At 45.1% G+C, this 15146-nt stretch carries 15 protein-coding genes and 1 pseudogene; 7 read left to right on the forward strand and 9 right to left on the reverse strand.

Going from position 1 to position 15146, the window contains the following annotated elements; genetic code table 11:
* Positions 1-165 precede the first annotated feature (165 nt).
* Both GLO7428_RS29060 and GLO7428_RS29065 read left to right on the forward strand, forming a co-directional pair.
* Positions 166-543, forward strand: a pseudogene (locus tag GLO7428_RS29060) (ribonuclease H); the annotation flags it as partial.
* Between the two features lie 192 nt (positions 544-735).
* On the forward strand, positions 736-1059 hold the full coding sequence (locus GLO7428_RS29065; protein ID WP_231295634.1) for a hypothetical protein: 324 nt from the start codon (positions 736-738) through the stop codon (positions 1057-1059).
* On the opposite strand, the gene cruG is transcribed toward GLO7428_RS29065, so the two are convergent.
* Both cruG and cruF read right to left on the reverse strand, forming a co-directional pair.
* Positions 1019-2182: a 2'-O-glycosyltransferase CruG gene (gene cruG, locus GLO7428_RS13840; protein ID WP_041919160.1), complete on the reverse strand. Its 1164-nt coding sequence runs from the start codon at positions 2180-2182 to the stop codon at positions 1019-1021. The genes GLO7428_RS29065 and cruG overlap by 41 nt on opposite strands.
* A 48-nt stretch (positions 2183-2230) precedes the next feature.
* Complete coding sequence (gene cruF / locus GLO7428_RS13845; protein WP_015189185.1) at positions 2231-3145, reverse strand: gamma-carotene 1'-hydroxylase CruF; 915 nt, start codon at positions 3143-3145, stop codon at positions 2231-2233.
* 365 nt (positions 3146-3510) lie between these two features.
* Here cruF and GLO7428_RS13850 point away from each other — a divergent pair, with 365 nt between their 5' ends.
* Positions 3511-3936: a hypothetical protein gene (locus GLO7428_RS13850; protein WP_015189186.1), complete on the forward strand. Its 426-nt coding sequence runs from the start codon at positions 3511-3513 to the stop codon at positions 3934-3936.
* Positions 3937-3993: 57 nt separating this feature from the next.
* Here GLO7428_RS13850 and rpmA read toward each other — a convergent pair whose 3' ends face one another.
* Complete coding sequence (gene rpmA, locus GLO7428_RS13855; RefSeq protein WP_015189187.1) at positions 3994-4284, reverse strand: 50S ribosomal protein L27; 291 nt, start codon at positions 4282-4284, stop codon at positions 3994-3996.
* Positions 4285-4308: 24 nt separating this feature from the next.
* Positions 4309-4707: a 50S ribosomal protein L21 gene (gene rplU, locus GLO7428_RS13860; protein WP_015189188.1), complete on the reverse strand. Its 399-nt coding sequence runs from the start codon at positions 4705-4707 to the stop codon at positions 4309-4311.
* Positions 4708-5046: 339 nt separating this feature from the next.
* Here rplU and GLO7428_RS13865 point away from each other — a divergent pair, with 339 nt between their 5' ends.
* The 3 genes from GLO7428_RS13865 (at position 5047) to GLO7428_RS13875 (ending at position 8717) form a co-directional block, all read left to right on the forward strand.
* The gene (locus tag GLO7428_RS13865) at positions 5047-6231 is read left to right on the forward strand and encodes an NAD(P)H-quinone oxidoreductase subunit H (protein ID WP_015189189.1); all 1185 of its coding nucleotides are present in this window, start codon (positions 5047-5049) and stop codon (positions 6229-6231) included.
* Entirely contained in the window at positions 6231-7415 is a 1185-nt protein-coding gene (locus tag GLO7428_RS13870; protein WP_015189190.1) for a class I SAM-dependent methyltransferase, read from the forward strand. Before GLO7428_RS13865 ends, GLO7428_RS13870 begins: the two co-directional genes overlap by 1 nt.
* 861 nt (positions 7416-8276) lie before the next feature.
* The gene (locus tag GLO7428_RS13875) at positions 8277-8717 is read left to right on the forward strand and encodes a CAAD domain-containing protein (RefSeq protein ID WP_015189192.1); all 441 of its coding nucleotides are present in this window, start codon (positions 8277-8279) and stop codon (positions 8715-8717) included.
* Positions 8718-8723: 6 nt separating this feature from the next.
* Here GLO7428_RS13875 and GLO7428_RS27895 read toward each other — a convergent pair whose 3' ends face one another.
* The 4 genes from GLO7428_RS27895 to petH form a co-directional block, all read right to left on the reverse strand.
* Positions 8724-8879: a hypothetical protein gene (locus GLO7428_RS27895; RefSeq protein WP_015189193.1), complete on the reverse strand. Its 156-nt coding sequence runs from the start codon at positions 8877-8879 to the stop codon at positions 8724-8726.
* A 235-nt stretch (positions 8880-9114) separates the two neighbouring features.
* Positions 9115-10116, reverse strand: coding sequence for an S-layer homology domain-containing protein (locus GLO7428_RS13880; protein WP_015189194.1), 1002 nt, complete (start codon positions 10114-10116; stop codon positions 9115-9117).
* 112 nt (positions 10117-10228) lie between these two features.
* A complete protein-coding gene (locus GLO7428_RS13885) occupies positions 10229-11527 on the reverse strand; it encodes a homoserine dehydrogenase (protein WP_015189195.1) in 1299 nt (432 codons plus the stop codon).
* A gap of 173 nt (positions 11528-11700) precedes the next feature.
* Positions 11701-13005, reverse strand: coding sequence for a ferredoxin--NADP reductase (gene petH, locus GLO7428_RS13890; protein WP_015189196.1), 1305 nt, complete (start codon positions 13003-13005; stop codon positions 11701-11703).
* A 536-nt stretch (positions 13006-13541) separates the two neighbouring features.
* On the opposite strand from petH, the gene GLO7428_RS13895 reads away from it, so the two are divergent.
* The gene (locus GLO7428_RS13895) at positions 13542-14555 is read left to right on the forward strand and encodes a phosphoribulokinase (RefSeq protein WP_015189197.1); all 1014 of its coding nucleotides are present in this window, start codon (positions 13542-13544) and stop codon (positions 14553-14555) included.
* A gap of 129 nt (positions 14556-14684) precedes the next feature.
* On the opposite strand, the gene GLO7428_RS13900 is transcribed toward GLO7428_RS13895, so the two are convergent.
* Positions 14685-15146: a GxxExxY protein gene (locus GLO7428_RS13900; protein WP_015189198.1), complete on the reverse strand. Its 462-nt coding sequence runs from the start codon at positions 15144-15146 to the stop codon at positions 14685-14687.

The following is a 15146-nucleotide window of genomic DNA, read 5'->3' on the forward strand; positions in this document are numbered from 1 at the left end:
GAAATTTAGGGAGAAGCTACGCACGTAATTGTGCTAGCCTTAATAGTCCTTCTGCGGGTAATAGATAATTGTTGATGAGTATAATTGCCAATGACCAATGACCAATGACCAACTTTCAAATAATATTTATATTTTCACCCGCTTCTTTCACTGTTTAATTTCTATATGCCTGCCAATACAATCAAAAGCATATATACTGATGGAGCCTGCACGGGCAACCCTGGTCCTGGCGGTTGGGCGGTTGTTGTTTACTTTGCAGATGGTTCAGTTCAGGAGCTCGGTGGGTACGAAGCGCAAACGACGAATAATCGCATGGAAATGCAAGCCGCGATCGCCGCGCTAGAACTGCTTTCAACCGTACCGACAAACGAACCGATTACGCTATATACCGATAGTGAATACCTCATTAAGGGTATTACACAGTGGGTAAAAGGTTGGAAAAAGAAAGGTTGGAAAACCGCTCAAGGAAAACCCGTACTCAATCAAGACCTCTGGGAACTTCTTGACGAAAGAAACAAGAATGTGCAATGGCAGTACGTCCGAGGACACGCGGGTAATGTAGGTAACGAACGCTGTGACAAAATTGCACGGGCATTTGCTACAGGTAAAACGCCAACGCTGCAACAACCGAAATCAGATTCTGTACTGGTAACAGAAGTATCTGATTATGTACCACAATCTACGATAAGTTACGAAAAGACAACCACTTCTAGCCACCTTGTCTCAGATATGACCATGATGGAATCTACCGCACCAAACTCCGTTGTCACCAGTGAAGAAATCCCCCGCGAGACGAGAGTGGCTTTGCTACGTAGCTTAGTCGAAACCTTACGAATTGCTGACGAGATCGCAGCCAAAGGTTACTTAATCACAAGTTCTGAATTAGCTGATCTGATGGATGTCCACGCCAGCGCAGTCACAAGCCGTGGTGACGAATGGCGCTGGCGCAACTGGATTGTGTCGCGCGTCCGCCGTGAAGGCAACCAAATTCTCTGGGAATTAGAACGCGCAGATCAAGTTAACTCGGATGACCATACTGGCGACCCCGCCACTGAGTAGGAGTGCGAAAAGCCGATAAGAAAATCCGCAGTACCGCCAAAGGATCGGCAAAAGGTGACAACCAGAATAACCAACCTCCTTTGGCTTGCGAGCGATCGTACGAAGGCGCGATCGCCAACAACAAAGCAAAGCGGACAATGAGTAGAAACGAATTGAGTCCCAGCAATGCCAGTGAAAAAGGCGAAAGTGTAGACGACGGGAAAAGAAAATAGCCTAGTAAGATTGGTAACGGTAACGCTTGCACGGCAAAAAGCAACCACAAATCCCACCACAAAGCTGCGGATGAGGAAGCGTCTTTTAAATCAAGCGATCGCCCCCACTCTTGCCAAGTTTGGATTGCGCCTTCATACATCCTCACCTTAAACACCTTAGCACCATCTAAAAATCCCACACGAAAGCCTTGTGATGAGATATTTCGTGCCAAAGTCACGTCATCACAGAACGAACTTTTCGCGCTGCTATAGCCGCCCACCTGAGCTAATACCGCACGCCGACACAAAAAACACTGTCCGTTCGCCATGACTCTTTCGGCAACTGAACTATCGACACCCGCACTTTCAAACCTGTACAGTAGCGTCATTAACAACGCAGGTTGTAACCAGCACTCTCCAGGGGACTTCAAAATAAATTGCGGTGATAAAGATACCAAGTCATAGCCTTCAGTTTGAGCCGTTTTTACAAGGCTGGCAACTAAGCCTGGATGCGGTTGAGTATCGGCATCCATTCCCAAAAACCACTGACTATGTTCGGAACTATGTAAAAAGCCGTTATGCAAAGCCCACGGACGCCCTACCCAGCTAGTAGGTAGAGGATCATCGGTCATTAACCGAAAGCGTGGATCATTTTTTTGCGCCGCCTCCACCAAGTCTGGCGTACCATCCTGCGAGTTGCTATCGACAACAATCACTTCTCGCACTTCGTAACTTTGCCGACTTAACCCAGCTAAACAGGGGCTAATGCGGTCAGCTTCATTTAAAGTCGGTACGACAACGCTTACACTACCCAATAGATCGGGTGTAGCCGAAGTGGGTTCCAGCGGAGGATGGCGACTGGGACCTCTTAGCAAACGCGATAGCAAAACTGCCGTTGCTGGTATTTGAATCAGTAGTAATAAAAATGCCATAGCGCCTTGAAAAATTAACCCGCTGACCACATCTACTCCCTGCACAGCTTACTTCAAGGCAACTTTTACCGCAGGGTTGTTGACAACCCCTGTCGCGGCTTCTACAACAGCATCTGTACTTGGTTGTGCCATCCACCATAGGAAAATCACTGGAATGACACCGAAGATTAAACCTAGAGCAACAGGAATCCAATATCCAAAAGCTAAACTAATAGCAGCAGCAAACGCAACGTTACTTAAGTAGACAATCAGTGGTACGACAAGTTGCGATCGCTTTAAATTTAAGCGCGGATTTCTCCACAAGAGTGCAGCCACACTCATAAATAAGGCACTTGTGCCATACCAACCTAAATAGTTACGATACGGTGTTCCAAAAAACGCTCCTGGTTCTGCCCAGTACCAAAACGGAAATGTTGTTTGACTCATTGCTGGTTCCAGCGCAAAATCCCAAGCAGTAAACAGCATCGCACCCAAAAGGACAGCACCTACTTGGCGTAACCAGTTTGATTTATCGGTATTTAAAGCAACACTAGCAATTAAATAGGAAGAAAAACCCATATAAAACCAAGACAGCGGGATAGTAAAAGGCACTAACCCCGCAATTTTGTACCCTAATCCACTGAGGTAGCTGTAATCTCCAAATGGAAATCCCGTGCCTGTTCCTAATAATTCACTGGTCAAAGATATCGAAACGGCTGGCAGCATAAAGGCTAATGTAAGTCGCATTCCAACCGTGCGATAGGCAAAAATTGAGACGGCGGCTAACCCAAACAGGATATCCGTGACGCCGCCTCCTGCCATTGATTTTTCCACACTCCATTGAAACAAGCTTTGCCCATCTGGCAGTAAACGTAAGATGGCATCCGCGTGCGGTACGACTAGGAGCAACCCTGCTAGTCCAAAAGTCTTTGCCAAAATATGACCGATTAAGCAGTAGCGTTCAGCAATAACAAGTTGCTTCATGAGAATTCCTTAAGACAATCTGACACTCTATACAATGTCACTCATAACAGTTTACAAATGTTTACGAAAAGAGTTAATAAGTTTTTTGATACATAAGTAGAGTAATCGTGCTGCGATCCTTAATCATAGAATCTTCGCCGGAGTGTGAAAACCTCCAGGATTCCAAATTGGATTATCACTAAGTTTATGAGTCGAGGTACAATACGACTACTTAAATAGAAAGCTTGAAGAAACTACGAATAAGTATAAGTTTGATCAAGTTTGCGGTTTATGAGAGCATTCGCTTAGGAAAGCGCGCTTCTCTTTCTCACCTTTTTTATCCTCGCGTAATATATAAGACATAAGACTTGTCACTTGCCAGTCTGATGCTAAGCTTGAAAATCCCCTGGGTAGCTTTTACATTACTGTTACTAACGTATATCACCTTAGGCTGGCTACTTGAAGCATTTGACGATCCGGTGGCAGCTTGGATAATAATTGTTATCGGTATTTTTTTGCTCTCTGTCCTCCTCGCTTCGCCGTGGTCTCAAATCAGAAACGATTTAGGACTTTTATTTAAGTCTGACACCAGAGCTTTTTTTGTCGCTGTCATCGGAGCTTTTTTAACCGTCCTGATTATCTCCTGGTTTCATATATTCGCGCATGGTTTAGTTGCTGTATCTGCGGCTACATTGTTTCGCTTAGATGCTCAAACTGTAGGATGGAGTGAAACTCAAATTTTTTGGATGTTAACTGCTGTCTCGATCGCTGGTTTAGCGCTGGGTGCATTCGCACAAAATTGGATTTATTGACAGTTATGGGGGCAAGGCACTGCCTTGCCCGTATCTTATTAATTTATTGAGCGTCTTTTAGGATGCTGTTGTCGTTGTCGCGGCTTCTGGGGTAGCTGCTGGGTAGATGCTGACCTTTTTGCGGGTTCTATCCTTTCTTTCAAACGTGACAATGCCATCAATGAGAGCAAACAAGGTGTCATCGCTACCGATACCCACGTTGTTTCCAGGGTGGAATTTAGTACCGCGCTGGCGCACCAGAATATTACCAGCACGAACTGTTTCACCACCAAAGCGTTTTACGCCTAGACGCTGGGCGTTTGAGTCACGACCGTTGCGGGTACTACCCGTTCCTTTCTTATGAGCCATAATTTCCTCTAGATCTCTACCTTTCTATTGTGCTTCATCAGAAGATTCGGTCTCAGAAGTTGCTTCAGGTTCAGCAGGCGCTGCGGCTTCGGCGGTAAACACAGAACCATTGAAGCTGATGGAATTAATCATCAACCGTGTAATTTCCTGACGATGTCCCCGCTTTTTGCGCGTTTTCTTTTTGGGCTTCATCTTGTACACGAGAACTTTGCGATCGCGTAGATGACGCAAGACAGTTCCTTCTACGGTCGCTCCGTCCACAAACGGCTGTCCAATCGCAACGCCGTCGTCGTGCTGTACAAATAAAACTGATTCCAAAGTAATTGTTTCGTCGGGTTCAACGCTTAAGCGTTCAATATCGTAAAAGCGACCAGGTTCTACTCTGAGTTGCTTGCCGCCGGTTTCAATAATTGCGTAAGTCATGGGATATTTCGTAATTTTGCCGTACAGGTAGCTGATAGGCTTGAAAATCAAGCTGTCAACTTTTGCTCATCATTCACCTGATCCGAGCAGGATTTAGACAGCACAATCTATTATTGTAGTAGAGTTGTTAAGTATTTGTCAAAAATTGAAGAGCGAGTCATCAGTGGCTAGTGGAAGAGTGATTCGTTTTGAATTGTGAATTAGAAGAATTTTCTTAATGCATAACTCAGCACTCTTAACGAGTAACTTTTTGACTGCTAATTGCTCATTCTCAATACACAAAAACATCGCTGTCAGGGATAATGAAGACAACGCTACAAAACTTAAACTTGCTGCTCTATGCCAAGAATTGAAACGAGAACGGAACCTATGGTGCTGAACATGGGTCCGCACCATCCTTCGATGCATGGCGTACTCCGACTCATCGTCACCTTGGATGGCGAAGATGTAGTGGATTGCGAGCCAGTTATTGGCTACTTGCACCGAGGAATGGAGAAAATCGCGGAAAACCGCACCAATATCATGTACGTCCCTTACGTCAGTCGCTGGGACTACGCCGCAGGGATGTTTAACGAAGCCGTCACCGTCAACGCACCGGAGAAGTTAGCCGATATTCCTGTACCAAAACGGGCTAGCTACATCCGCGTCATCATGCTGGAGTTGAACCGAATTGCCAATCACCTGCTGTGGTTAGGACCATTCATGGCTGACGTTGGCGCGCAAACTCCGTTCTTTTATATCTTCCGCGAACGCGAACTTATTTATGACCTATGGGAAGCCGCCACAGGCTACCGGATGGTAAACAACAACTACTTCCGTATCGGTGGCGTCGCGGTTGACTTACCCTACGGTTGGGTAGATAAGTGCTTTGACTTTTGTGACTACTTTGAACCAAAAGTCGATGAATACGAACGCTTAATCACCAATAACCCGATCTTCCGCCGCCGTGTCGAAGGAGTGGGAACAATTAGCCGCGAAGAAGCGATAAATTGGGGGCTATCAGGTCCAATGTTACGCGCCAGCGGTGTGCAGTGGGACTTACGCAAAGTAGACCACTACGAATGCTACGACGATTTTGATTGGGATGTACATTGGGAAACGGCGGGCGATTGCTTCGCGCGGTACTTAGTACGAATTCGTGAAATGCGCGAATCTGTCAAGATTTTGCGTCAAGCACTCAAAGCACTACCAGGCGGACCATTTGAGAACTTAGAGGCGAAGCGTTTAGCCGAAGGGAAGAAATCCGAGTGGAATGATTTTGACTACCAGTATATCGGTAAGAAGATTGCGCCCACGTTCAAGATCCCCAAAGGCGAACACTATGTTCGGATTGAAAGCGGTAAAGGCGAGTTAGGCATTTACATCATCGGTGATGATAATGTCTTTCCATGGCGGTGGAAGATTCGTCCGGCTGATTTCAACAACTTGCAAATTTTGCCGCACTTGTTACGCGGTGTCAAGGTAGCTGATATCGTTACGATTCTGGGTAGTGTAGATATCATCATGGGTTCTGTAGACCGTTGATGTCGCAACAGGTTAGTGATTCTCATCCGACGTTGTGTGAGGCGATCGCGCTGCGGATAGCAGAAAGTCCGCAGCAGCGCATTACTTTTGCGGAATATATGGATTTAGTGCTGTATCATCCTCAGCACGGTTACTATACAACTCACGCCACGAAACTTGGTAAGCAAGGTGACTTTTTTACCTCGCCGCATTTAGGCGCAGATTTTGGCGAGTTACTCGCCGAACAATTTCTGCAAATCTGGGAAATTTTAGAAAAACCGATTCCTTTTACGCTTCTAGAAATGGGTGCAGGTCAAGGTATTCTAGCGTTGGATATCTTGAATTATCTTGAAAGGCAGTATCCAGATTTTTTAGCAGCGCTTAATTATGTCATTATTGAGCGATCGCCTACGTTAATTCAAGAACAGCAACAGCGACTCCACAAATATCACAGTCGCCTTCAATGGCTAGCGCTTGCAGAAATTCCCGAAAACTCAATTGTCGGCTGCTGTTTTTCTAACGAACTTGTAGACGCGTTTCCTGTACATCAAATTACTATCGAAAACGGACAATTACGCGAAATTTACGTCACAACTCAGAAAACCGCTGATCCCCAAGCGACATTTGCAGAAGTCGTAGGTGAAGTCTCGACAGCCAGGATTTTTGATTACTTTGATTTAATCAAGATTGCGTTACCTTCTCCCGCTTATCCTGAAGGTTATCGTAGCGAAGTCAATTTAGCAGCTTTAGATTGGTTGAAAACGGTAGCAGCAAAACTCCAGCGAGGTTACGTGTTAACGATCGATTATGGTTATTCGGCTAGCCGCTACTACAACCCATTTCGACAAGGAACACTGCAATGTTACTATCGCCATCATCGCCATAATAATCCTTACATTTACGTTGGAAAACAAGATATGACAGCGCACGTCGATTTTACAGCGCTGCAAGTATGGGGTGAATTGTGTGGTTTAACAACGGTAGGCTTGACGCAGCAGGGATTATTTTTGATGGCTTTGGGATTAGGGAATCGCATTGCTGCACTTGCTACATCATCACCGCCATCAGTGCAAAAGCTGCTACAGCGAAGGGATAGTTTGCATCAGCTAATTGATCCTGTCGGGCTTGGTGGATTCAACGTCTTAGTTCAAGGTAAAGCGATCGCGCAGACGCTACTTAAAGGTTTAAATTCACCTTTAATTTAAACTGTTCACTACGAGCGATCTGCTAGAGTTGATAAAAGTAAATTTGCTTTGTTATTTACTACACTTGCTAAATCCCTGTCTGTCAACTCATCGTCGAAAGTTATCTTTTCAGATTATCTAACTTCCACGAACAGCCAAGTTGTGTAAATTAATGAGTGACACGCTGTAGAAGATTAAGTGTGTACTTCCTCAATGACAGCACAATCCTCCACAAGTGTGAGTACATTTTTGATGACAGTAAATAAAGTGAGTTTAAAGTTCTAGAAGGAGACAAAAATGAATACGCATGACTTATTGATGCTGATATTGCTACTTACACCTGGTATTCTCCTTTCAGTTTTGATTATGGCCACTTTTGCTGCTGGTGGCTGATTGTTATGTGACTGTGGCTCTTGGTTTGATAGTTTAACCTCAAGGCGAGCGTTAAATTTAACACAGTCAACGCAAGAGGGGTTCGCTTATTATAAATTATCTCTAACCTTGGCTAGTAGCAAATAGCTTCTATTGCACGCTCGCACCTAATTGATAGAAAAAACAGGTGATATACTAAGCAAAACTAGTTATACTCCAGCAATTCCATAAAAATTGCGTAAGAGAGAGAAATTTAAAGCTGAAAATTTAGTAAAATCAGCTATCTTAGTTTAGGTGTTTATACGCAAAAGGAGGATTTATTATTCTGTCTTCTGACTTTTCTCACAATTGCGCCTCTCTATCTTGGAGTTGATGAAGCACACTTGTGAGTCAAGTATCGTAAAAAGAAATCGAGAATACTTTTCTTTGCCAAACACAGCGGTGCTACACGTTTACAGTATCACCGGAAAACACTCGTAAAAGTTGTCATTGGAAAACGACCTTAAAACTATGGAATCACAAGTGCAACCACCGGAATACGCAAACCCTACTTCTTCGGAAACGATAGGTGTTTCAGATTCAGCACCTCTAGCTACTTTACCACCCTCTACACAAGACGAACAGTGGCGGCGTGTTGGCTCGCAAATTTCTGAATTTCTCGCTCAACTACCTGATTATATTGGCAGATTTTTCAATGAGTACAAGCAGCCGATTATTACTGTCGGTTTAATCCTGGCAGCTATTATTACTGTTAAGGTAGTTCTAGCTGTGTTAGATGCACTCAATGATATTCCACTACTTGCACCAACTTTTGAACTCGTAGGAATTGGTTACTCAGTTTGGTTTGTGAATCGCTATTTACTGCAAGCTTCCAAACGCCAAGAGTTATCACAAGAACTACAATCGTTGAAAAAGCAAGTAATTGGCAGTCAGCAACTACCAGAATCATAAAAGCTATTAACCAACATAGCCAATTATAAGGGCGAGGGGAATTGTATTTAACAAAACCTGCGCCCGTTTATTTTGTCGATATGTTGATTTTCTGACGGTGAGGATAGCGGTTAAAACCGCAACTATACAGACAAAACCCGTGAAGACAGGTTTTTTAATCATTAGACTTCCTGCATAAATCACAAATGCCTTCCAACTGAAGTTGGGGGCTACAAAACAAAGTGTACTTTCGTACACTTAGACAAGACTTTTAACAGTAAGTCCACGGAGGTAGACAGGATTTATTTAGCTGTGAATTTATTCACAAGCACATTCATGCAGGAGTTCTATTGTTTTGAGTTCACGAAGGTGAACTTAGTTGATTAAGCTGCGACTTCAGTCGCCAAGCTTGCCCAATTTATTGTTGCTGTTGTACTACGTATTGAGATTGAATTGGTTCTACTCTACCTGCACGCACTAAAGCTTGGTAAATAGAAGCAGTTACTTCAGCGCGAGTTGCATTACGGTTTGGTTCTAGCACATTTGTTTCAGGATAGTTGACGACTAAACCAGCATCGGTTGCGGCTGCTACTTGTTCAACTGCCCAGTTAGGAATTTGATTGGCATCACCAAATATACCCAATGTCTGATTAGGATTTTGGGGCGCTGGTAGATTTAAGCCACTTGCTAGCGCCACTAATACTTGGGCGCGCGGAATCTGTTGTTGTGGTCGGAATATATCTCCTGGATACCCTTGCATAAAGCCACTTCTAATCGCGCTACCGATCGCAGGAACTCCCCAGAAATCAGCGGGAACATCTGTAAAAGCGATCGCCTGTTCTCCAGGTCCTGGCGGTTGGTCAAAAGCCGCTTGTAAAATTGCGGCAAACTCCGCACGCGTTACCGGTTCATCGGGGCGAAAATAGTCGCCAGCAAAGCCACTCACAATCCCACGCGCCGAAAGCGCATCGATAAAGGGACGCGCCCAGTAATTTTCGGGAACATCAACAAATGCAATCGGTTGCAGTTGTTCTGGAGTCGGGGTAGGTGTCGGTGTTGGTGTTGCTTGCGGGACAGGCGCAGGAACAGGAACAATACCTGCAAAAGGTTGGGGTTGTGCGGGTGCAGGTACAAGCGCTTCGGGTGGCGGTGTCGTCGGAACGACTGGTGGAAGCGGTAGTATCGGTGATGCTGTTGCGGTTGGTGCGGGAGTTGGTACAAATGTGGGAGTCACCGTTGGAGAGGGTGATGGCGTTAATAACCCAGGAATACCAACCCAGTCGAAACCGCGATCGCGACGACCAAGTGACCAAAACAAAATTGCCCCAATGGCGCTTAATGCAACCAAAATGGCGATAAACTCATCAAATCCTAAGGGACTTCTTGGCGATGACGGCGGATCGGGAGGGAGATTTGTCATCTGAACTACCCAAATAGGTAAATCTAACTCTTAAAAAAGTAACCCACAGGTGCAAATTTTGAAATACTCCATTTTGGGGAGTTTTACCGAAAAATCGCGAATAAATTTGCCTCTAGAGAACTCTTAGCACGCTAGGAATGCTATCTACTGCTTCGAGGGTACGAATTTCAGCTAAAGATGAGTGAAAATTTCCTTCGCGGACATCGTGGGTGACAACGACGATTTCGGCTAAATCGCCTTGCAAACCAATTTGCACAATTGATTCTAGGCTCACGCCGTAGTTGCCAAAACAAGTTCCTAATTTACCAATGACACCAGGACGATCTTTCGTGAGAAAACGCGCATAAAATCGCGTTGTGAGTTCAGCCATCGGGGCGATCGCGCAATAATCTTGATGCGAACAAGCAAGTAACGGATTGGATTGTGTTTGCAAGCGATCGCTTTTTGTTTTCAAGACGGCAGCAACGTTCATAATATCTGAAACGACAGCACTTGCCGTCGCCCCAGCCCCTGCTCCAGGACCATAAAACATCACTTGTCCCAAAGGTTCGCCTTCGATTAAAATCGCGTTGTAGACGCCATTAATACTCGCTAAAGGATGCGATCGCATCACGAGCGTCGGGTGGACTCTGACTGAAAGCGCTGAAGAGGTTTGGGTTCGTTGGGCAATTGCTAAGAGTTTAATCACAAAGCCGAGTTTATCGGCATACGCAATATCTGCTTGACTGACGTTACGAATTCCTTCACTATAAACTTCTTGTAGCTTGATGCGCCCGCCAAACGCCAACGAAGCAAGAATCGCAATCTTGTCAGCGGCGTCTAAACCGTCTACATCCGCACTCGGATCGGCTTCAGCGTAACCGAGTTTTTGGGCATCGGCTAAAACTGCGTTAAAGTCACTACCTTCGGTTTGCATGCGTGTCAGGATGTAGTTCGTTGTGCCATTCACAATCCCTGTTACGGCTTGAATGCGGTTAACGCTTAAAGCTTGCTTGAGTGGTTGAATCACAGGAATACCGCCGCCTACCGCCGCTTCTAGCATGACGTAGACACCCGCCGCATTCGCCGCTGTAAAAATTTCGTCCCCATAACGCGAAATTACGGCTTTATTGGCGGTGACGACGTGTTTTCCGTGATGAATTGCTTTGAGGATGAGCGATCGCGCGGGTTCTAATCCACCTAAAACCTCGACAACAATATCCACCTCTGACGCAGTAACTATTGCTTCTAAATCTGTTGTCAATATATCTTTCGGAAGATTTACACCACGCTCTTTGTCGAGCGATCGTACTCCGATTTGGTAAATTTCGATTTCTTGTAATAACGGATGCCGTCCAGCAGAATCGAGTAGTACCTGTGCAGTACCCGTGCCAACGGTTCCTAATCCGAGCAAACCAACTTTAAAAGTCACAGTTTTTCGTACCAGTTCACCAAAAACAAGGGGTTGGAGGCTAGAGGTCAAAGGTCAGGGAACGCCTTTAATGTCAAGCTTCTGAATTTGAGCAAGACGCCTCGTACCTTGGACTACGCCTTCAGGTATAATTTATCTTCTTCCCCTGATCTCTGACCTCTGATCCCTGACCTCTAGTACGTTTCTACGTGCCAGCGACCAGCTTTTTTCATTTGTTTCTGGTAGTCTATCCAGTTGACACCATCTTTAGCAGCAGCAGCAGATAGTGCCTCATCGATACCACCTTCCATACCCTTGAGACCGCAAATATAAGTATGCGTGTTATCCTGCTGAATCATTTTCCACAATTCATCTGCGTGTTCAGCTACGCGGTCTTGGATATACATCCTACCGCCTTGAGGATTTTTCTGTTCGCGGCTAATTGCGTACGTCAAGCGGAAGTTATCAGGATACTTTTGCTGAAGTTCTTCGAGTTCTTCCTTGTAAAGAATGTTTGGAGTTGTAGGAATACCAAAGATTAACCAAGAAAAACCCTTAAATTCATAATCAGGGTTAGCGGCTTTTTCTTCATCCTTAAACATCCGCCACAAGTAAGCCCGAAAAGGTGCGATACCTGTTCCGGTAGCGAACATGATAATATTCGCGTTTGGGTCACTCGGTAGGAGCATTTCTTTACCGACAGGACCGGTAATTTTGACATCTGCGCCAGGTTCGAGATGACACAGGTAAGTTGAACAAACACCGTAAACAGTTTCTCCCGTTTCTGGGTGCTTGTACTCTAGTTGGCGGACGCAAAGTGATACCGTTTTGTCATCAACATGGTCGCCATGACGCGTCGAGGCGATCGAGTACAGGCGCAGTTTTTCTGGCTTACCGTTTTTGTCTGTTCCAGGAGGAATAATACCAATACTTTGACCTTCAAGATAGCGTAAATCGCCTTCAGAAATATCAAATATCAGGTGACGGACAGTACCAATACCACCTTCACCAACTAACTCTTGATTCGAGATACACTTACCAATAAAAGGAGCATTCGGGCGATAGATGTTAACCGGAACATCAGCGTGCGATTCTTTAGCCTTTGCTTGAGTCATAGGCTTGCCTTTTTTTTCAGAAGTTGGCTGTTGATCGTCTGCTTTGATGGCATTACCTTCGCTTGTCGCAGTCGCCGGTGTGGCTGTTGCGCCATTTCCTTGACTTTGACTTGCTTGCATCTTCATTACTGAAGAACCATTTGCTACGCCATCAGCGTTCATGGGGTGAATGCTAACAATTTTGCCGCCCAAACGAGTGATTCGCCGCATTTCTTGATTCATACGGCTGTAAGGCACTCGAATAAATACACTGCCGCTTTGACGGATAGGGTAGTTGGTTTTGTCAGTTTCTTCGTTCTGACGTAAGCCTACTACTTCGTAAATAAAAACGCGGCTACCAGATACTGTATTGGCAGCACCATCAGCGGCGCTTGAGTTGTACATCGATGAATTTTCTCCGATCCCTACTTAACTTGTTACTGAAAAAAGTTCCTGCCCAAAACAAATTTTACTGCCGGAGTGCGGAAGTAAAAAATATTTAAAGACAGTAGCCTTATTCATAAACTGAACCTTACGACGCTCACTCGTTACTTAGCAGCAATTGCAGCAATGACACCTGAGCTTTTACCACCCTATCGGGTAAACAACTTGCATAATGTCAAGAGTGAGTCAGTTTTGATTTTTTTTATAAAAATGCGCAACTAAACCTTAGCATAAGTACTGAGACAGACGATAACGCTCGCGTCAGCCTTGTAGAGTAGTTTACATTCTGGTAGGATCTACTATAACAGTAGGACTAAATACTTAACAGCTATATCTCCCGTCTCCCAAGTTGGGGATTGCTGGAGTGTTACGCGAATATGTTGTCTCCTGTCAAAAGCTCTGTGGATAAGACACAGAAAGCTGACCAACAGAATAACCTTGGGCTAAAGATAAGCGAAAACTTAGCAATTGACTCATCTTGTTGTTAGAGGACACCTATGACCAGTAAGCCGGACCGCGTGGTTCTAATTGGCGTTGCCGGAGACTCCGGATGCGGGAAATCCACCTTCTTACGCCGTTTAACAGATTTATTTGGAGAAGAATTTCTCACGGTCATCTGTCTCGATGACTATCATAGTTTGGATCGCAAACAGCGTAAAGAAACAGGAATTACTGCACTTGACCCAAGAGCAAATAATTTTGACCTAATGTACGAGCAGATCAAAGCGCTCAAGAACGGTCAAGCGATTGATAAACCGATTTATAACCACGAGACCGGTATGATCGACCCGCCAGAGCGGGTAGAGCCGAATCATATTATTGTGGTCGAAGGTTTACATCCGTTGTATGACGAGCGGGTGCGATCGCTCCTCGACTTCAGCGTTTATTTAGACATCAGCGACGAAGTCAAAATTGCGTGGAAAATTCAACGCGACATGGCTGAACGCGGTCATCGTTACGAAGACGTGCTGCAAGCGATTAATGCGCGTCGTCCTGACTTCCAAGCGTACATCGAGCCACAAAGAGAATTTGCAGATGTCGTATTGCAGGTATTACCTACCAATCTGATTAAAGACGACACCGAACGCAAAGTATTGCGCGTGCGAATGCTTCAACGCGAAGGTAAAGAAGGCTTCGAGCCAGTGTATCTATTTGACGAAGGTTCCACAATTCATTGGACGCCTTGTGGTCGCAAACTGACCTGCTCGTATCCTGGAATGCGACTGTTCTACGGCTCTGATGTCTATTATGGTCGATACGTTTCGGTGCTAGAAGTCGATGGTCAGTTCGACCGATTGGAAGAAGTCAGCTACATCGAGACGCATTTGAGCAATACTTCGACCAAGTATCCTGGTGAAATGACGCATTTATTGCTACAGCACCGCGAGTATCCTGGCTCGAACAATGGCACAGGATTATTCCAGGTGTTGACAGGCTTGAAAATGCGGGCAACTTATGAGCGTTTGATGGCAGCTAAGAATAAAGAAGCTAAAGTTGCTGTTCAGGTTTAGAAGTGAGTGGCTCATGAGTTTTTTTAGGGGCGCAGCACAATGCGTCCTTTTTTTTAACGAACCACAGAGGAGCCACTTCCGTGCGGAGGTTTCCTCCGTTGAGGAAAGTGGCGTAGCACAGAGAAAAGATTAAGAGAGAATTATGCGTTTGATACCATTTTTAAGGAGAGGGACGTTGAAGTTGATCAGTAGGGCAAGCGGATAACCTGTCATTTTTAAGTATGAGAGGACTTGGGCTTCGTGAATTGGGGCGAGTTTTTCGACTGCTTTTAATTCAACGATTAAAGTGTTGCTAATGAGTAAATCTAATCTGCCTTCTCCAACTTGCTCTCCTTTATAACGCACAGCAACGACTGGCTGGCGCGTAAACGGTATTTTACGTAGCCGAAGCTCAACACATAAAGCCTCCTCGTAAACAGTCTCTAAAAAACCTGGCCCCAACAAGCGATGAACCTCAATCGCCGCTCCAATCAAAGCCCCAGTTAACTGACTAACATTCTCTCCTAACATCTTCTCCTCTGCGCTCTCTGCGCCTCTGTGGTTCGTTCCTTCCATCACCCTGTGGCAAAATCTTATATAAGCTGTTCTCAT

Source organism: Gloeocapsa sp. PCC 7428 (assembly GCF_000317555.1).
Taxonomy (GTDB): Bacteria; Cyanobacteriota; Cyanobacteriia; order Cyanobacteriales; family Chroococcidiopsidaceae; genus Chroogloeocystis.